18 protein-coding genes are annotated in these 18750 nt (G+C 58.3%); 8 read left to right on the top strand and 10 right to left on the bottom strand.

Going from position 1 to position 18750, the window contains the following annotated elements:
- The first annotated feature begins 104 nt into the window (after positions 1 to 104).
- The 6 genes from lolA1 to MON38_RS00185 all read left to right on the top strand — a co-directional run bounded on the left by lolA1 (position 105) and on the right by MON38_RS00185 (position 6216).
- Positions 105 to 749, top strand: a complete 645-nt coding sequence (gene lolA1, locus MON38_RS00210) for an outer membrane lipoprotein periplasmic chaperone LolA1 (protein WP_241934119.1) — start codon at positions 105 to 107, stop codon at positions 747 to 749.
- Positions 750 to 817: 68 nt separating this feature from the next.
- Complete coding sequence (locus MON38_RS00205; RefSeq protein WP_241934118.1) at positions 818 to 2119, top strand: DUF2851 family protein; 1302 nt, start codon at positions 818 to 820, stop codon at positions 2117 to 2119.
- A complete protein-coding gene (locus tag MON38_RS00200) occupies positions 2116 to 3429 on the top strand; it encodes a hypothetical protein (protein ID WP_241934117.1) in 1314 nt (437 codons plus the stop codon). The genes MON38_RS00205 and MON38_RS00200 overlap by 4 nt, the downstream gene beginning before the upstream one ends.
- A 103-nt stretch (positions 3430 to 3532) precedes the next feature.
- The gene (locus tag MON38_RS00195) at positions 3533 to 4165 is read left to right on the top strand and encodes a NeuD/PglB/VioB family sugar acetyltransferase (protein WP_241934116.1); all 633 of its coding nucleotides are present in this window, start codon (positions 3533 to 3535) and stop codon (positions 4163 to 4165) included.
- 108 nt (positions 4166 to 4273) lie between these two features.
- Positions 4274 to 5215 carry an oxygen-dependent tRNA uridine(34) hydroxylase TrhO gene (gene trhO / locus MON38_RS00190; protein ID WP_241934115.1) on the top strand — a complete coding sequence of 314 codons (942 nt, stop codon included), beginning with the start codon at positions 4274 to 4276 and terminating at the stop codon, positions 5213 to 5215.
- Positions 5216 to 5325: 110 nt separating this feature from the next.
- Entirely contained in the window at positions 5326 to 6216 is an 891-nt protein-coding gene (locus tag MON38_RS00185; protein ID WP_241934114.1) for a nucleoside phosphorylase, read from the top strand.
- A 127-nt stretch (positions 6217 to 6343) separates the two neighbouring features.
- Here MON38_RS00185 and MON38_RS00180 read toward each other — a convergent pair whose 3' ends face one another.
- Both MON38_RS00180 and MON38_RS00175 read right to left on the bottom strand, forming a co-directional pair.
- On the bottom strand, positions 6344 to 6646 hold the full coding sequence (locus MON38_RS00180; protein WP_241934113.1) for a hypothetical protein: 303 nt from the start codon (positions 6644 to 6646) through the stop codon (positions 6344 to 6346).
- Between the two features lie 155 nt (positions 6647 to 6801).
- Positions 6802 to 7818, bottom strand: a complete 1017-nt coding sequence (locus MON38_RS00175; RefSeq protein WP_241934112.1) for an acyl-CoA reductase — start codon at positions 7816 to 7818, stop codon at positions 6802 to 6804.
- Between the two features lie 197 nt (positions 7819 to 8015).
- Here MON38_RS00175 and MON38_RS00170 point away from each other — a divergent pair, with 197 nt between their 5' ends.
- Positions 8016 to 8366 carry a 4Fe-4S dicluster domain-containing protein gene (locus MON38_RS00170; RefSeq protein ID WP_241934111.1) on the top strand — a complete coding sequence of 117 codons (351 nt, stop codon included), beginning with the start codon at positions 8016 to 8018 and terminating at the stop codon, positions 8364 to 8366.
- A 98-nt stretch (positions 8367 to 8464) separates the two neighbouring features.
- Here MON38_RS00170 and MON38_RS00165 read toward each other — a convergent pair whose 3' ends face one another.
- A complete protein-coding gene (locus MON38_RS00165; RefSeq protein ID WP_277881356.1) occupies positions 8465 to 9628 on the bottom strand; it encodes an N-acetyl sugar amidotransferase in 1164 nt (387 codons plus the stop codon).
- Between the two features lie 159 nt (positions 9629 to 9787).
- Positions 9788 to 10705 (bottom strand): carbon-nitrogen hydrolase family protein, encoded by a 918-nt coding sequence (locus tag MON38_RS00160; RefSeq protein ID WP_241934109.1) that lies wholly within the window; start codon positions 10703 to 10705, stop codon positions 9788 to 9790.
- Positions 10706 to 11065: 360 nt separating this feature from the next.
- Here MON38_RS00160 and MON38_RS00155 point away from each other — a divergent pair, with 360 nt between their 5' ends.
- Positions 11066 to 13696 carry a valine--tRNA ligase gene (locus MON38_RS00155; protein ID WP_241934108.1) on the top strand — a complete coding sequence of 877 codons (2631 nt, stop codon included), beginning with the start codon at positions 11066 to 11068 and terminating at the stop codon, positions 13694 to 13696.
- A gap of 71 nt (positions 13697 to 13767) precedes the next feature.
- On the opposite strand, the gene MON38_RS00150 is transcribed toward MON38_RS00155, so the two are convergent.
- From MON38_RS00150 to accC, 6 genes are all read right to left on the bottom strand, one after another.
- Positions 13768 to 13965: a hypothetical protein gene (locus MON38_RS00150; protein ID WP_241934107.1), complete on the bottom strand. Its 198-nt coding sequence runs from the start codon at positions 13963 to 13965 to the stop codon at positions 13768 to 13770.
- A gap of 152 nt (positions 13966 to 14117) precedes the next feature.
- Positions 14118 to 15503, bottom strand: coding sequence for a dihydrolipoamide acetyltransferase family protein (locus tag MON38_RS00145; protein WP_241934106.1), 1386 nt, complete (start codon positions 15501 to 15503; stop codon positions 14118 to 14120).
- A 593-nt stretch (positions 15504 to 16096) separates the two neighbouring features.
- The gene (locus tag MON38_RS00140; protein WP_241934105.1) at positions 16097 to 16492 is read right to left on the bottom strand and encodes a hypothetical protein; all 396 of its coding nucleotides are present in this window, start codon (positions 16490 to 16492) and stop codon (positions 16097 to 16099) included.
- 73 nt (positions 16493 to 16565) lie between these two features.
- Entirely contained in the window at positions 16566 to 16922 is a 357-nt protein-coding gene (locus tag MON38_RS00135) for a hypothetical protein (RefSeq protein ID WP_241934104.1), read from the bottom strand.
- Positions 16923 to 16964: 42 nt separating this feature from the next.
- Positions 16965 to 17348, bottom strand: coding sequence for a hypothetical protein (locus tag MON38_RS00130; protein WP_241934103.1), 384 nt, complete (start codon positions 17346 to 17348; stop codon positions 16965 to 16967).
- Between the two features lie 13 nt (positions 17349 to 17361).
- Entirely contained in the window at positions 17362 to 18708 is a 1347-nt protein-coding gene (gene accC, locus MON38_RS00125; RefSeq protein WP_241934102.1) for an acetyl-CoA carboxylase biotin carboxylase subunit, read from the bottom strand.
- Between the last annotated feature and the right edge of the window lie 42 nt (positions 18709 to 18750).

The following is an 18750-nucleotide window of genomic DNA, read 5'->3' as shown; positions in this document are numbered from 1 at the left end:
CTTCATTTGCATTTCATTGGCAATCTGGCCGGACGTTTGTTATCCAACTTCCGTATCAGGCATTCCAAGCGAGGCTCCTGCGCCTCTTGACCCTTACCCTTCACATGAAAAAGACCCTCTCTCTGCTGATGTTCGCGGCTACGCTGGCCTTGCCCGCCGCCGCCCAGCAAGACCCCAAAGCCGGTAAAATCCTCGACCAGATGAGCGCCAAATACCAGGCGTTGAAAGCCTTCCAGGCCACGTTTACGCAGACGCTGGAAAACCCCAGCGCCAAGGTGAAGCAGAACATCAACGGCGACATCGTGGTGAGCGGCCAGAAATTCCGCCTAAAAATCAGCGGCCAGGAAGTCATCAACGACGGCAAAACCACCTGGACTTACCTGAAAAACGAAAACGAGGTGAACATCTCCGATTCGGACCCGGACGCCCAAGAGCTGTCGCCCTCCCAGATTTATACGATGTACAAGAAGGGCTACAAGTACACCTACGTGCAGCAGGTGACGGAAAGTGGTGAGCCCCTCGATGTGATTGAGCTGGCCCCCGAAAACCGTAGCAACGACGTGTTCAAAGTGCGCCTGAAGGTGCGAAAGAAGGATGCGTCGGTGAAAAGCTGGCAGATGTTCAAGAAGAACGGCAACCAGTACACCTTCCTCATCAAGAACTTCAAGCCCAATCCGCCCACCGATGCCACCACGTTTGCCTTTGATAAGGCCAAGTACAAGGGCGTGAAAGTGGTGGACCTGCGCTAGGTTTCAGAAATGATTTGAATTGCGAAACGGCCCGCTCCGAAAGAGGCGGGCCGTTTTACATTTGCCTTATGCGCGAAGATTTCTACCATTACGTCTGGCAGCACCAGTATTTCGACAAAGCCGACCTGCGCACAGCCGCTGGCGAGGAAATTCAGGTGCTCAAGCCCGGCCATCGCAACGCCGATGCCGGGCCCGACTTCCTGAACGCCCGCCTGCGCGTGGGCGACGTGGAGTGGAACGGCGCCGTGGAAATTCATCTGCGCGCCTCCGACTGGACCCGCCACCAGCACCAGACCGACCCCAAGTACGACCAGGTGATTCTGCACGTCGTAGGCCAGCACGATGCTGACGTGGCCCGTACCAACGGCAGCCTGATTCCAACGCTGGCGCTGCAAACGCGCATTGCGCCCGAGCTGCTGGCCCGCTACCAGACACTGGTTGAAGCGCCCGCCGCCGCGCCGCTGCCCTGCGCCCCGCTGCTGCACCTGGTACCTGAAATCACCCGCACGATGATGGTTGAGCGGGCCTTGCTGGAGCGCGTCGAGCGCAAGGCCGACGACGTGCTGGCCCTGCACCAGCGCCTGGGCCAAGACTGGGAAGCCACCGCCTACCACGCCCTGATGACGGCTTTCGGCTTCCAGAAAAACAGCGAACCGTTGGCGCGCCTGGCCAAGGCCCTCCCGCTCAGCGTGCTGCGCCGCCATCGCCACGACCAGCGCCAACTCGAAGCATTGCTGTTCGGGCAGGCCGGTTTTCTGGTGGAAAGCGACGAAACGGCGGCCGATGATTACATCCGCGACCTGCGGCAGGAGCATGAGTTTCTGCGCCACAAATACCAGCTACAGGATGCCGCGCTGGCCGTGCACGAGTGGAACTACCTGCGCCTGCGGCCGGCCAACTTTCCGCCGGTGCGGCTGGGCCAGTTGGCGGGGCTGCTGCATGCGCGCCCGGCCCTGTTCGACGCCCTGCTCACGGCCCAAAGCGTGGCCGCGCTCACCGAGTTTTTTCAAGCCCCTGCGCCGGAATACTGGCGCACACACTTCCGGCCCGGGCGCACCGGGAAAGTGCCCGGGTTGGGCAAAGGCAGCATCGACCTGCTTATAACGAACGTGGTGGTACCGCTGCGCGTGGCCTACGCTCGGCACGTGGGGCAGCCCGAAGTTGTGGAAAGCAGCGTGGCGCTGCTCAGCGAATTGCCCGCCGAGCATAACCGATATACCGACGTGTATGAGGCCCTGGGCTTCGCGCACCATACCGCCGCCGACTCGCAGGGCCTGTTGGCGCTGCACAAATCATACTGCGCCCCACGCCGCTGCCTGCACTGCGCCATCGGAAACAGGTTGGTGCAGCAACCCCGCCCGGCCCGATGAGAATTGCTTTAGCCATTTTGCTGAACGCGGCCCTGCTGGCCATGCTGCTGCCATGGCTGCGGCGGCAGTGGCACTGGGCCACTGCCAATGGCTGGCGCTGGATATTTACAGTGGGGCTAGGGCTCCGCGTGGGCGTCGGTTTATGGCGAGGCCTAACGCTTAAATTCGACGCGGCATATATGACTCAGGTTGGCAATACGGTAACGCGATTGCTGTGGGATGGGGAACTTTATATTCTTGTCCAGTCAATTACTACTTTTCCGGATGGACATGGGGCTATGATATATCAGTCTACCTCGAATACTTGGATGCTGATAAAGGTGCTTGCTCTGCTTAATTTTCTTTCAGTAAGCCAAGGCTGGCTAAATGCACTCTATCTAAGCTTGTTTGCCTTTATAGGCTGTTGGGTATTATCCCGCATACTGGCTGAGCGGTTTCTCCCAACGGGGGCCGGGGTCGTAGCGTTTCTATTGTGGCCTTCGGTGTGGTTTTGGGCCACCGGCATTAGTAAAGAAGCTGCATTGCTCGGCAGTGGAGCTTGGCTGACGGCTCGTGTTGTGGAAAGGCTTTACCCAATTCCCAATTGCGGGGAGGCCAAATCTACAAGCTTGTTTTGGTGGTGGTTGGGAACTTTAGCGCTGGCCTACTTGCATTTCCATATGCGCTACTTTTTTGCAACCCCGTTGCTGGTGGTACTCTGCAGCATAGCCTTTAGCCATTGGCTTCGCCGGTACCGTCTCACCCGCCCTTACAGGGTGCAGGTAATAGCATTGGCTACTGCGCTGGGGGCCATAGCTTGGCTGGCTCCCCAAGTTAGTGTGGCTTTTAGAATGAATAAATTCACGAGCCAAGTAGTGCGAGTGTACGCTTTTGAGGTCTCACACACAATAGGCCGGCCGCATTTAGAATACCCCAATCTGCATCCTACTATTGAAAGTATTGCTGCTCACGCCCCGCTAGCAGTAGTGAATGCCCTGACCCGACCTTGGCTTGGTGAAACCAAGCAGACATTTTACTTAGCAGCTGGGCTCGAAAATGCGGCACTATTAATTCTATTTGCCCTGTTTGGCTTGGCTGCAATGCATGGCTGTATAGGTAAACTACCGGTCGGCTTAAGTATAGGGCTGGGGCTGTTTTGTTTAATGGTTGCATTTCTCATCGGCTTAACAACACCAAATCTAGGGTCACTCAGCCGCTATCGAAGCGAATTACTGCCGTTCTTGCTGCTTTTACTATTGCAAAATAACTATGCTGTAAAGCTGTTAAAATATCTGCGCTTAAATCGAGTGAACATGAATAGATTGAGATAGCCTGAAAAGACCTCCCGGCGTGCGGCGTAACTTTGCAGTGTGCTTCACCAATACTTAGGGAGCTTTCCTATGGCATAAACGCCAAATAGCCAACATCATTATCATGGAAAACCCCGTTATCATTCTCGGTGCCCAAACTGTGGGTACCGCCGCCCTCGACGCCTTTCTTTCCAACGACGTCGTGGTGTATTGCCTGCTCGACGACGACCAGAAACTGCAGGGCACCGAGCTGCTCGATGTGCCCGTGATGGGCAACACCGACGACGGCGAACTGCTGAAGCTGCTCGGCAAAAAGTGCGAGGTATTTGTGGCTACTGAAGACACCGCCAGCCGCCGCAGCCTCACCCAGATGCTGCGCACCGAGTACGAAGCCGTGCCCGTCAACGCCATTCACGAGCGCGCCAGCGTATCCAATCATGCTACCCTGGGCCACGGCAACTACGTGGGCCCCAATGCTGTGGTAGCTGCTACCGCCACGCTCGGCAACGGCTGCCTGCTCGGTCCTAATTCGGTAGTGGAAGCCCGCGCCACCGTGGGCGACTATGCCCAGCTTGGCAGCGGGGCTTTGCTCGGCGCCGACGTGCAGGTGGGCGAACAGGCCTTTGTGGGCGCCGGCGCCGTAATAGTGGCCGGCGTAAAAATCGGCGACAAAGCCCGGGTGGGGGCCGGCTCGGTGGTAGTGGCCGACGTGCCGAATGGCCAGACGGTGTTTGGCAACCCGGCGGTTAAGGTTTAATTAAAAATTAAGAATTATGAATTAAAAATTGTCCTTCAGGCTATTGTGTAACGAGGCTGTCGATAAGAAAATAATTCATAATTTTTAATTCATAATTTTTAATTACCAATGTATCAGGTTCTTCTCTATTACTGCTACAGCCCCATTGCCGACCCCGACGCATTTCGCGACGAGCACCACCGCCTGTGCCTGGCGCTCGACTTGCGCGGCCGCATCATCGTAGCTGCCGAAGGGCTGAACGGCACCGTATCGGGCACACGCGAAAGCTGCGCCACCTACATGGCCGCCGTGAAGGCCGACCCGCGCTTCGCTGCCTTGGAATTCAAGATTGACGAAGTCGAAGGCCACACCTTCCAGAAGTTGCACGTGCGCGTGAAGCCCGAAATCGTGCACAGCAGCCTGCGCCACGTGCGGCCCCACGAGAAAACCGGCCAGCACCTCTCGCCCGCCGAATTCAAGGCCCTGAAGGACCGCGACGACGTGGTGGTCGTCGACGTGCGCTCCGACTACGAGTATAACCTCGGTCGCTTCAAAAACGCCGTGACGCTGGATATCGAGAATTTCCGCGACTTTCCCGACCGCATTGAGCGCCTCAAGGAATTCAAGGACAAGAAGATTCTCACCTACTGCACCGGCGGTGTGAAGTGCGAGAAAGCCAGTGCCTTCCTGCTCGAGCAAGGCTTCGAAAACGTGTACCAGCTGCACGGCGGCATCATCAAGTACGGCATCGAAGCCGGCGGTGAAGATTTCGACGGCCAGTGCTACGTGTTCGACAACCGCGTGGCCGTGGATGTGAACCGTGTGAACCCGACCGTGATTTCGCGCTGCCACCACTGCCAGCAGCCCAGCCCGCGTCTCATCAACTGCGCCAACCCGCACTGCAACGCCCACCTGCCCCTATGCGAAGCCTGCGGCGAAACCTTGCAAGGTGCCTGTTCCGAAGCCTGCGCCCAGCATCCGGACAAGCGCGCCTACGATGGCACCGGCACCTACCCCAAGCTCAGCAACCACTACAATCCGGCCCAGGGGCTGGCCTCTTACAAAGCCTAAATTTAGTAGTCGGTACAGAGTGGCCAGGAGGCAGGATTTGCTGTCGTTTGTCTTTTCTTGCCGGTTATTTCGCTGTCTGATTTCTGACTACTCAATACCGACTACAAGCAATGTCAATTCCCAATTCCGAGCTCATCCTCAATCCCGACGGCAGCATATACCATCTCAATCTGCTGCCCGACCATATTTCCGACACCATCCTGACCGTGGGCGACCCCGCCCGCGTAGCCCAGGTGAGCCGGCATTTCGATTCCATCGAGTTCGAAACTACGCACCGCGAGTTCGTCACGCACGTGGGCTACTACCGCGGCAAGCGCCTCACCGTACTCAGCACCGGCATGGGCACCGACAACATTGACATTGTGATGAACGAGCTCGACGCCCTCGTCAACATCGATTTTATGGCCCGCGAGGTGCGCCCGGCCGAGGAGCGCATGAGTTTGCGCATCATCCGCATCGGCACCAGCGGCAGCCTGCAGGCCGATGTGCCCGTGGGCACCATGCTGGCCACCGAGCACGCCGTGGGCCTCGACAGCCTCATGCAGTTCTACCCGTTGATGGAAACCGGCCTCGAAACCGAAATTGCCACCGAGCTGCAGCAAACGCTCGCACTGCCCTTCGCGCCGTACGTGGTGCGCGGCTCCGACCTGCTGCGCGAGCAGGTGGGCGCGGGCATGGCCGTGGGCAATACGCTCACCTGCCCCGGTTTCTACGGCCCCCAGGGCCGCCGCCTGCGCCTCGACCTGCGCCAGCCCGACTACATCGAGCGCCTGCAAAATTTCCGCCACCAGAGCGCCGAAGGTCCTTTCCGCCTGAGCAATTTCGAGATGGAAACCGCCGGCTATTACTCGCTGGGCCGCCTGCTGGGCCACGAAGTCCTGTCGCTGAACGCCATCGTGGCCAACCGCGCCACCGGCGAGTTTGCCGAAAATGCCGGCGGCATCGTCGATGCCATGATTGAGCGTACCCTGCAGCAGTTGATAGCCGCTAACCAAGCTTAAACGGCTTCCATTTTAAACGAAGAAGCCGGACTGCCACAGGGCAGTCCGGCTTTTTTGATAAAGTAATTTGAGAAAATATAATATCGGAAAAATTATACAGGAAGATTGATAGTGGAAATCGCCATTTCTAGTAAAAGTCGAAGCCGACTACGGCGCGCAAAGGCAGGCTGGTTCCGGACTTTAACGTAAGATGCTCGTTCGAATTGGCCCAGACCGTGGTATATACCCGGTGGGCGTTGCCATCGGCCGTTTTAAAATAAATGTCGAGTTTGCCCTGGTAGTTATTGCCCAGCATGGTGGCCCGATTCGCATCATGCTGCCGTTGACGGCGCTCTTCGGCCGAATCCAGCACATCATGGGCAGGGAAGAGGAGGTAGGGCAGATATTCCTTTTCAACCGTGTCCGTGAGTTCCAACTGAGCAGTAGTCATAACGAAAGGGGATGGGTGGGGTGGAAGAAAGAGCCGGCGAATTCACTCGTTTTTGAATTGCTCCTGAAAGGTAGCTTTTCCAGTTGCGCGTGGTTGGCTTTATCGGCAGAATGCAAAAACGGCTCGGTCAGTGCGGGCTTCTGAACGATGAAGGGCTAACCTACTTCGGCGGCCAGAAATTCCATCGTATCCACGCCATCGGCAAAATCAGCTACGCCCGGCTCCTGCGCGCGGCCAAACGGCACGCTGCCGGCAAAGCGCCCGGCCGCCGATACTACGCACTGCGTTTGGGCCGCCACATCAGTAAGCTGGTCCACCAATTCAACTTCCGAGGCATACTCGGCATAGTGCAGGACTGAAATGGGCGATACCAGAGCGGTATTGCGAGTAAGAAGCAAAAAGCCAGTGTCATAATGATGCACGGCGTTCACCAGCAGAATGCTTTTGTTGTAATCGTAATTGTTCTGGTATTTGTGGTGGTTAAGTACTCCCTCACCAATCTGCAGCGCATCAAGCAGCGGAATGAAATCGTAACCTTCGGGCACGTAGAGCTTGCTCACGTTACGGCAGCCCAGGCCGTAGTACTGAAAAATATCGGGGGCCAGCAAAGCCAGTTCCGAGCTGGTTTCGCGGCCCGTTAGCACGGCCACGCTGGTGCGGTTGCGCCGGATAAGGTGCGGGCGCTTGCCGAAATAATATTCGAAGTAGCGCGCCGTGTTGTCCGAGCCGGTGGCGATGAAAGCATCGGCCGCGTTCAGGCGTGGCACTACTTTGATGTAATCGGCAAAGCGGGGCTCCAGCGTCAATAGTTCTTCCATTACCCAGGTCATCAGTACCGTGTCGTCGGCGCTGAGCTTAGCCAGCAGCACGTGGCCGCTCAGCAGCACGCACAGCAGGTCGTGAAAGCCTACCAGCGGGATGTTGCCGGCCATTACCACGCCAATCTGGCGCACGGTGCGCGGTTCGGGTGGGTAGCGGGCAGCCCACTGGCGCAGGGGCGTTTCGGCCAGCAGGTGGGCAATGCCGGCCACGGCGGCACGCACGTTGGGCAGGTCGAACCAGGCGTTCTGGTTGCGGGCACGGGCGGCGTGGGTGGCCAGCTCGTCGGCGGGCAGGTGGGTGAGGCGGTGGCCCAGGGCCACAAAGGCAGCCAGGCGTTCGGAATGGGTCATGCTACTAAAAGGAGGGAGGGGCGCCGGCCACCGGCCGGCGGGCTATTTGCCAGCAAAATTGGCTGAAACCGTGCGAACCCCGCCGTTGTTGGTTAATTTTGCCGGGCCGAAGCACGGCGGCTGGTTCCAGTTTTACGTAAAGCCCGCCCGAAACGCTTTGGTTTTTTCCTCTACAACTTCCTGACCCCCGACATCTCATGGCCATCATGATAACCGACGAGTGCATCAATTGTGGTGCCTGCGAGCCGGAATGCCCCAACAACGCGATTTACGAAGGCGGCGCGCAGTGGCGCTGGGCCGATGGCACCTCGCTGAAAGAAGCCGCTCTGGCCGACGGTACCGTGGAGCCGGGGACGTTGCCCCACACGCCGGTTTCGGATGAGTATTACTACATCGTATCGGATAAGTGCACCGAGTGCGTAGGCTTCCACGAGGAGCCGCAGTGCGCCGCCGTGTGCCCCGTCGACTGCTGCGTGGACGACCCCGACCACCGCGAAACCCGCGAGCGACTGCTCGAGAAAAAGGAGTGGCTGCACATTGCAGCTTAAGACGCAACGAGCTAAGAATCGAATTAAAAGCTGAACGGGAAGCATTAGAAGGCCGTCGTGCCTTTTAATGCTTCCCGTTCAGCTTTTAACGCAAAAACCTAAGTGCCGCAGTTGAAAAACTTGTCGTAGGCCGACTCCGGAATGAGGTTGAGCCGGCTCATCAGCCAAATAGGTCCGCGGACCAAGCGCAGCACGGCGTAGCTGTTAGGGTAGTCGTGGAAGGTTTTGGGCGGGGCGGCCACCATTGCTTCAAATTCAGCGCGTGTGAGGCCCAGACGCTTAATGCAAAGCGCAATCACCGCTTCGTCCTCAATGGCGTTGACGTGCGATACCCGTTCGAGTGCCTCTTCGCGGCTCATCTGGCCCGAGCGAATAAGTGCGGAGTAGTTGAACAGGCGCCGGTCGATGTTGAACTTGACGCGGTTGAGGTAATAAATCAGGCTCTGGTAGAGGTCGTCGAAATAATGCGCGCCGGGATTTTGCCAGGCCAGCTCGCGCTCAATTATTTCGTCCACTTCGCTGCGCACGTAGTCGAGGTGGTAAAGCAGCGTTACGGTTTTGATGCGGCGCACAAAGGCGTAGTAAAACATTTCCTTCAGGCCCAGATTGAAGCCGGGGTCGGCGGGTTGCCAGGGGCGCAGCGGCACGGTGCCAAACTGGCGGTGCACGGCGCGCAGGTAGCGGCCATCCAGAAAATTCCAGCTCAGCGGGGCAATGCCCTCGGTGCGAAACGACTGGCCGATGACCACGTGCCGAATGTTTTCCTTGGCCGCCACGCCGTAGAGCGCCGTGGCAATGCCCAGGTCGGTGCCTTCCTCCATATCGGGCACTGAGGCTTTGAGAAACGCAATTTTGAGGTCTTTCGACTCGCGCCAGTCCGACGTAATGGTGCGCAACTCCACCCCCAGGCGCTGGCAGGCGCGCACCATGTTTTCGCCCGCCACGGGGTTGCCGAAGCCGTCGTTGAAGTGCACGGCCAAGGGCCGCAGCTTCAGTTGGGTGACGCAGTACCACAGCGTGTAGGTGCTGTCGCGGCCGCCGCTGAGGCCGAGCACGCAGTCGTAGCGGCGGTTGCGGCCGGCGCGGCGCATGGCCTGGGCGTGGCGCTGCACCGTGCGCAGGCCGGCCTGGCCCAGCGGGAAAGCCGCTTCCATGCGGTCGTGCACCGCGCAGAAGGAACAAGTGCCGTGGTCATCGAAATGAATGCCGGGGGCCGTGGTGTCCATAATGCAACGGCTACACCGCTGGTAAGCCGGGTCCATTTCGGTGGGGGCGGAGGTTTCAGCGGGAAGTACGAGAGAAGGCAAAGGCAACGGGTGGTTGTAAAAGCGGCGCGGCCAACCAATGAGCACGCAACAGCAGATGAGGAAGGGGAAATGGGAGGAGGGTGGGAATCGGTCGCGGAGGCAGGGTGAAATGTATTACGGCAATTGGTCGAACCGGTAGCCTTTGCGTTGCAGCGCGACCCCGATGTCGGTGCCGCGCTCGGGCCGGTGCGGGCGGTTGAGGGTGGCTACCACCAACTGGCTGGCAAACTCGTTGAACGTGCCCCGGGCCTGCACACCGTGGGCATCTACGGCCAGCGAGCAGCCCACGCTTTTCTTGCCCTCGTAAGGCCCGCCCACAATATAGCCCACCGAAGTGGTGCTAACTACTACCACGTTGTAGAGCTGCGCCAGAATGGAAAACGGCTTCAGCCATTTTTCGCGGTACGGGTCGTGCTCTTCCGTAATGGAGTAGTCAACCGTCCAGGAAGCGGGGGCAATGATGAACTCGGCCCCCATCCGGGCCAGGGTGTGGCCAATGGGCAGGGCATCGAGGTAGTTATCTGCGCAGATGTTGACGCCGATTTTACCCAGCGGCGTGTCAACCACATTCAGCGTCTGGCCCACGGCGTAGAAAGGCTGTTCAACGCTCAGTAAGTTGATTTTGTGGTATTTGAGAATGATTCGGCCCTGCGGGTCGATGAGAATGGCGGCGTTGTAATTGCGGCCATCGGCCGCACGCTCGGTGAGGCCGGCGCATACGTAGACGCCGTGCTGCATTGCCGCAGCGCATAGCTGGTCGCTGAATGGGCCCGGAATGGGTTGAGCTTCGAGCAGGGCGCTGGGGTGCGTCCAGGCGAAGTCGAGGGTTTCGGGCAGCAGCACGAGGTCGCAGTTTTCGGCCGAAGCCTGGGCGATGAGGGCAGTGGCGCGGGCCAGATTGCGGGCCGGCTCACCACCTTCAACCAGAAGCTGCCCCAGGCCGATGCGCAAGGTGCCCACTGGTGGCGGCACTACTGGCGCAACATTGGCCGGAAGAGGCGCAGGCTTTCGAAAAGAAAAGAGCGTAGCCATTGACGAACAGTAGGGTATCGGTTGCAAACATTTGGAAGGTACAAAGAGAACGTTAAACTTTCACCGGTCAACTTTGTCGGGAGAAGCGGCAATGATGAGCTGCTGGCTTGATAAAATGCCATGTCTCGGCCAAGGGCTGTTCATACCCAATTGATTATCAAAAGCGCCTTGGTACACTTTACCAATTTCAGTGCAAAAAGGGTTTTCCTTTAAACCCGGCTATTTCATAAGTGAAGTTTTTATGAAGAAGCCCGTTAGCTGCCACAACCTGTGCGCATAGCCCGGCTGGTAGCATGGCGGATGGTCCGCCGCCCGGCTTATGCCTATTTTTGCCCTATCTGCACTCTGCAATTCCCCATTATGTCGCTCGCCACCACCTACTCGCCCACCGACGTTGAAGCCAAATGGTACCAACGCTGGCAGGAGCAGGGCTTTTTCAAAGCCAAACCCAACCCGAAAAAGAAGCCTTATACCGTCGTCATTCCACCGCCGAACGTGACGGGCGTGCTCCACATGGGGCATATGCTGAACAATACGATTCAGGATGTGCTGGTGCGCCGCGCGCGCATGCAGGGCAAGGAAGCCTGCTGGGTGCCCGGCACCGACCACGCCAGCATCGCCACCGAGGCCAAAGTGGTAGCCCAACTCAAGGAGCAGGGCATCAACAAAACCGACCTCACCCGCGAGCAATTTCTGGCCCACGCCTTCGAGTGGAAGGACAAATACGGCGGCATCATTCTGGAGCAGCTCAAGCAGCTCGGTGCTTCCTGCGACTGGGACCGCACGCGCTTCACCATGGAGCCGGATTTGACCGACGCCGTGCTCCGTGTTTTCGTGGACCTGTATAACAAAGGCCTGATTTACCGCGGCGTGCGCATGGTGAACTGGGACCCCGAAGGCCGCACCGCCATTTCCGACGAAGAGGTGATTGCCAAGGACGTGCAGGCCAAGATGTACTACCTGAAATACGCCGTGGTAGGGCAGGAGGGTCAGTTTCTGACCGTGGCCACCTCGCGGCCCGAAACCATTATGGCCGACGTGGCCGTGGCCGTGAACCCCAACGACCCGCGCTACGCCCACCTGGCCGCCGCCCAGGTGCGCATCCCGTTGCTGGGCCGTGAAATCCCGGTGATTTTCGACGAGTACGTGTCGACCGATTTCGGTACCGGCGCGCTGAAGGTGACGCCCGCCCACGACCTGAACGACTACGAGTTGGGCGTGAAGCACAACCTGCCCGTTATCGACATTTTGGCCGACAACGGCACGCTGAACGAGAAAGCCATGCTCTACGTGGGGCAGGACCGGTTTGCCGTGCGCAAGCAGATTGCCAAGGATTTGCAGGAAGCCGGCTTGCTCGATAAAATCGAGGAGTACGCCAGCATTGTGCAAACGTCGGAGCGCACCAAAGCCGTGATTGAGCCCAAGCTCTCGCTGCAGTGGTTTATGAAGATGGAGCAGATGGCTAAGCCTGCGCTCGACGTGGTGGAAAATGACACCGTGAAGCTGCACCCTCCCAAGTTCAAGAACATGTATCGGGCCTGGATGGAGAATGTGCGCGACTGGTGCATCTCGCGCCAGCTCTGGTGGGGACAGCAGATTCCGGCCTACTACCTGCCCGATGGCTCGTTCGTAGTGGCCCTCACCGCCGAGGATGCCCTGCAGCAAGCCATTGCCCAAACCGGTAAGGCCGACCTGCAACTGAGCGACCTGCGCCAGGACGAGGACGTGCTCGATACCTGGTTTTCGTCGTGGCTGTGGCCCATTTCGGTGTTCGATGGCTTTAAAGACCCCGACAACGCCGACATCAATTATTTCTACCCCACCAACGACCTGGTGACGGGGCCGGACATCCTGTTCTTCTGGGTGGCCCGCATGATTATGGCCGGCCTGGAATACCGCCAGGAAGTGCCGTTTAAAAACGTTTACCTCACCGGCATCGTGCGCGACGCGCAGGGCCGCAAGATGAGCAAGCAGCTCGGCAACTCGCCCGACCCGCTCGACCTCATTGCCCAGTACGGCGCCGACGGCGTGCGCACCGGCATGCTGTTTTCGGCCCCAGCCGGCAACGACCTGCTGTATGACGTGAAGCTGGTGGAGCAGGGCCGCAACTTCTCCAACAAGCTCTGGAATGCCTTCCGCCTCGTGAAGGGCTGGGAAGCCGATGCCTCGCTGCCCTTCGTGAATGAGAAGGCGGTGACTTGGTTCAATGCCAAGTTGCAAGCTGCCATCGTTGAGATGGACGACCATTTCGAGAAATTCCGGATGTCGGATGCGCTGATGACCATCTACAAGCTGGTGTGGGATGATTTCTGCGCCCAGTACCTGGAAATGGTGAAGCCTGCCTACCAGCATCCCATCGATACTGAGACGCTTCGCCACACCACGGCCTACCTCGAAACGCTGCTCAAGCTGCTGCATCCGTTCATGCCCTTCATCACCGAAGAGCTGTGGCACGAGCTGGCCGAGCGCGGCCCCCGCGACTACGTGACCGTGGCCCCCTGGCCCCGCGCCATTGCCCCCGCCAACAGCGCCGAAACCCTGGCCAGCATGGATAAGGCGCTGGCCATCGTGGCCGGCATCCGCGCCGTGCGCAACCAGAAAAACCTCGGCCCCAATAAGCCCCTCACGCTGGTAGCCAAAACCGACGAGCCGCAGCTGGTGACCGACTATGAAGGCATCATCCGCAAGCTGGGCAGCATTTCGGAGGTGAGCTTCGCCGATGCCGGCCCCGCCGCTTCGGTGAGCTTTGTGCTAGGCGGCAGCGAGTTCTTCATCCCGCTCGAAGGCCACATTGACATGGCCGCCGAGCGTGCCCGCCTCGAAAAAGAACTCGAATACGCCCAGGGCTTTCGCGACTCGGTGTTGAAGAAATTGGGTAACGAGAAGTTCGCTCAGAATGCCAAGCCCGAAGTGCTGGAAAAGGAGCGCCAGAAACTGGCCGATGCCGAAGCCAAAATTGCCGCGCTGGAACAGGCGCTGAAAAGCTTGTAAGCCTAGTCAGTAAAAAGAAAAAGCCGCTTCCTGATTCAGAAAGCGGCTTTTTTAATGCGGTACATTCAACTCTACTGCGGAATTCCACCCGGCTGCTTTTTCTGCAAGGGAGCGAGTTGGTTTTGCAGCTGAAAAGTAACTTTCTGGCAATCGGCAAAGCGCTGCTCCGATGCTTGCAAAGCCTTTTCGGTGGCATTGAGCTGCTGATATAGGTAGCCGATGAGGCCCAGCGCTAGCACCAGTGCGCCGAGGTAAATAAGGTTTTTCATAAACAAATTGCTAGAAATAAGAACGTCATGCTGAGCGCAGTCGAAGCATCTCTACCGCGCAACTAACCCTTTCGACTGGGTTACTTCTGCGGTAGAGATGCTTCGACTGCGCTCAGCATGACGTTCTAGGAATGGTCGGTTAAGACCGAAAATTAAATCGCCGTGTTCGGGTCGAACTGCTCCAGGTAGTCAGCCACTTTGCGCACGAACATGCCGCCGAGCGAGCCGTCTACCACGCGGTGGTCATAACTGTGGCTCAGGAACATGAAGTGACGAATACCAATAAGGTCACCCTGCGGCGTCTCAATCACGGCCGGCTTTTTCTTGATAGCGCCCACGGCCATGATGGCTACCTGCGGCTGCATGATGATGGGCGTGCCCATCACGTTGCCGAACGAACCCACGTTGCTCAGCGTGTAGGTGCCGCCTTCGAGGTCGGCGGGCGTGAGCTTATTGATGCGGGCGCGGTTGGCCAAGTCGTTCACCTTCTTGGTCAGGCCGTTCAGGTTGAGCTGGTCGGCGTTGTGGATGACCGGCACAATGAGATTGCCCGAGGGCAGGGCCACGGCTACACCGATGTTGATGTCGCGCTTCTTGATGATGTAGTCGCCATCAATCGACACGTTAATCAGCGGGAAATCCTGGATGGCGCGGGCCACGGCCTGGATGAAGATGGGCGTGAACGTTAGGTTCTCGCCTTCGCGCTTTTTGTAGGCATCCTTGTGCTTGTTGCGCCAGTTCACGATGTCTGTCACGTCGGCTTCCACGAAGCTGGTCACGTGCGGCGAAATGCGCTTCGAATCTACCATGCGCTGCGCAATCATCTTGCGCATGCGGTCCATCTCAATCAGCTCCTGGCCGCCGCTTACGCTCGGGGCCGGCTTGGTGCTGGCTACCGAAGCGGCGGGAGCCGTAGCCGGCGTGGCCTGCGGCTGTGGTGCGGGAGTAGCAGCGGGGGCCGGAGTCGTGGCTGGAGCAGCCGTTGCAGCCGCAGCCGTGAACGACGGCTTGCCAGCGGCTACGTAGTCTAGAATGTCCTTCTTCGTCACGCGGCCTTCCTTGCCAGTGCCGGGCAGGTATTCGAGGTCCGTCATGCTCACGCCTTCTTCGCGGGCAATGCTCAGCACTAGCGGCGAGAGGAAGCGGCCGGGCTGATGCTCGGCGCCGGCCACTGGGGCAGCGGCGGGCGCAACAGCCTCGGGCACGTAGGGCACGGCGCTGCCGTTGCTCGAAGGGGCGGGAGTGGCTTGCGGCGCGGCCGGGGCACCGGCGGAGGCAGTGGCGCCTGCACCAGCGGCATCCGTTTCCATAATGGCAATGGGGGCGCCTACGGCCACCACCTGGCCTTCCTGCACCAGAATTTCCTGCAACACACCGGCGTAGATGGCCGGCACTTCGGTATCAACTTTATCGGTGGCTACTTCCAGCACTGATTCATCCTGCTCAATGGTATCGCCAACTTGCTTGAGCCATTTCAGGACAGTGCCTTCCATGATGCTTTCGCCCATCTTGGGCATCGTCATTTCCACTCGTGCCATATATCGGAGGGGTATTTGGGGGTAAGTAAGGGTGGGGTGGGAGTTTAGTGCCGCAAAGGTAGCCCAAAAGCCGAACGCCCCCGGCGCAATGTGCGGCGGGGGCGATTAAGAAAAAGCTAGTCGTGCCTGGCCACGCTTGCCCGCGAGGTAAGTACTTGTAAAACGGCTATCTGATGGTGAAGCGAAAGGTATAATATCCCGTAGTTCGGCGCGGTGATATACCCACTTGGACGAAGTGAGCGGCCAGTAACGCGTCGCGGCACAGTTTTTCCTGCGCCGCCGACACCGTGCTCGACACCGAAGTAACCGATTCGACCCCTCCGTTTTCATTCACCACTAGTCGAAAGCGAACCACGCCCGACTGCTCATCGATGGCGCTTACCCGCGGCGGCGTAGCAAAGCGCCAGCCGGAGCTGTCCAGCATGGCGCCTTGGCGCGGGCCTGGTCGGTTGTCGGTAAATGCTGGCGGACTCGCCAGCTCGCGCTGAGTCGGTGCAGATTGTGCGTACGCCAAACCACTCAGTAGCATGAGGCTACTCAAAATCCACAGAGTTTGCATATGCGCTATTGAATGGGAGGTAAAGACTTTACGATTACATCGCCCGGAAGTATTTCGGCTTCAGCCGGCGACGTACTTCCGGCGGCAGGGGCCAGCCCTGCTCGTACTGCCGCAGCAGGGCCTGCTCGTGGTCAGGGCTGTAGCGCAGGGCCTGCCGTAGCCCCACCGCCGTGGCCACCACGGTGATGAGCGCATTCGCGCTCACCAGCTCTTTTTCGCCCCGCGCCGAGCTGGTGAATATCCCCACGATGCTGGCCGCCCCGGTAGCCAGCGCCCCCTCGGCCGCGTGGCGGTGCTTCTTGAACAGCTGGTGCACGGCAAACGCCGAGTCGTGCACCGGGCGGGGTGGCAACGGAGGAATCGTTTGGGCCGTGCCCAACTTTGGTAGGGCTGCCAGCAACAGCCCGCCGATAAACATAGGTAAACGCATCAAGCAGGAAAGGAAATGGCCGGAACTCCCGTGCAGGAGCCCCAGCCATTGCGGTCGGTTGCACGGTGGGCAGCTATTCCGTCACCGTAATTTCCGGCAGGCCTTCTTCCGTCAAATCCCCACCCGTGGCGGCCGCGTTCTGCTTAAACTTCGAGAAGCAGATGCTGCGGTTCGAAGCAAAGCGGCTGGTGGGGTCGTTAATGATGACCACGTGCGGGAACGTGCCAAATTCCTTGCCCTCATAAAGCAGGGTTTTCTTCACGCCCAAGTCGGGCTTGTTCACCACGTCGACGTAGATGTTGCGCCCCACGCCGCCCGGTCCCGGTTTGGCAAACAGCACCGTGGTTTCGATGCTGCCGTTGCAGGCCGGTGAGCAGGAGGTGATAATAAAATAAATACAGATAGAACTAAAGGCAGAAATTTTGAACATAATCAATTATAGAGGCTTGTGCGTTTTTCAGCGCGGGGTGAATTAATGATATAGCTGTATTTCTGGCAAGCCTTCGTCATTCATTTTCGCACCATCAGTTGGCTGCATCCTCATAAAATCACTGAAACATATTTTCTTGCGATTTGTGAATCTGCTCTCGAAATCGCGTATAACCACCACATTATCAAAGGTGCCTACAATGCCATTCGCACATTGTAGCGTTTTTCTTACGCCTATTTGCCCCCGATTTTTGACATCAACATAAATTCTCTCACCCCCATATGTTGGCTCAGATTTAGACAGCAATACGACGCTTTCAATACTACCATTGCAAGCGTCGTCACTACAGCCTTGGAATAAAAGCAAAGCAGCACCCATTATTATCCTCAATGTTCTGCTTTGAGAATAACAGTGGGTGCTGTTCATGCTTAATTTCTGACTAAATCGTCGAGAAGTCGAACGACTGCTCAATAAACGCCGTCGTGAAATTTCCGGCCTTGAAATCCTCATTATCCATCAGCGCCAGGTGGAAGGGGATGGTCGTTTTCACACCTTCCACCACGAACTCGCTCAGGGCGCGCTTCATTTTCACGATGCACTCCTCGCGGGTCTGGGCCACGGTGATGAGCTTGGCAATCATCGAATCGTAGTTCGGCGGAATCTGGTAGCCGGCATACACGTGCGTATCCACGCGCACGCCGTGGCCGCCGGGAATGTGCAGCGTGGTAATGCGGCCGGGGGCGGGCCGGAAGCCGTTGCGCGGGTCTTCGGCGTTGATGCGGCACTCCATTGCGTGCATCTTCGGGAAGTAGTTTTTGCCCGAAATCGGGATGCCCGCCGCTACCTTGATTTGCTCCTTAATCAGGTCATAGTTGATGATTTCCTCCGTCACCGGGTGCTCCACCTGGATGCGGGTGTTCATCTCCATGAAGTAGAAATCCCGGTTGGCGTCCACCAAAAACTCAATCGTGCCCACGCCCTCGTAACCAATGGCTGAAGCGCCCGCAATGGCCGCCTTGCCCATTTTCTCGCGCAGCGCGTCCGTCATAAATGGCGAAGGAGCCTCTTCCACCAGCTTCTGGTGGCGACGCTGGATGCTGCAGTCGCGCTCCGACAAGTGGCAGACGTGCCCGAACTGGTCGCCCACAATCTGCACCTCAATGTGGCGCGGCTCCACCACGTATTTCTCCAGGTACATGCCGTCGTTGCCAAACGCCGCCTTCGATTCCGTGCGCGCATCGTCCCAGGCTTTCTGAAACTCGTCGTCGCCGTGAATGATGCGCATGCCGCGCCCGCCCCCACCGGCCGTGGCCTTAATGATGACGGGGTATTTTATCTTGTTGGCGATTTTCTTGCCCTGCTCCACCGATTCGAGCAGGCCCTGCGAGCCCGGTACCACCGGCACGCCGGCTTTAATCATAGTCGCCTTAGCCGTGGCCTTGTCGCCCATCTGGTTAATCATCTCGGGCGAAGCGCCGATGAACTTGATGCCATTTTCGGCGCAGATGCGCGAGAATTCCGCATTTTCCGAGAGGAAGCCGTAGCCGGGGTGAATGGCGTCGGCGTTGGTGATTTCGCAGGCCGCAATCAGGTTGGGCATGCTCAGATAGCTGTCCTTCGAGGCCGGCGGGCCAATGCACACAGCCTCATCGGCAAACTTCACGTGCAGGCTTTCCCGGTCGGCAGTCGAGTACACGGCTACCGTTTTGATGCCCATTTCCTTGCAGGTGCGGATAATGCGCAGGGCAATTTCGCCCCGGTTGGCGATGAGTATTTTCTTGAACATGAGAGGGTGGGGTCTTGGGGACTTAGGGTCTTGGGAACTTAG

This window comes from Hymenobacter cyanobacteriorum, assembly GCF_022631375.1.
GTDB lineage: Bacteria > Bacteroidota > Bacteroidia > Cytophagales > Hymenobacteraceae > Hymenobacter > Hymenobacter cyanobacteriorum.
Note: the sequence above shows the minus strand (reverse complement) of the source record. Positions and strands in the feature narration are given on the sequence as shown.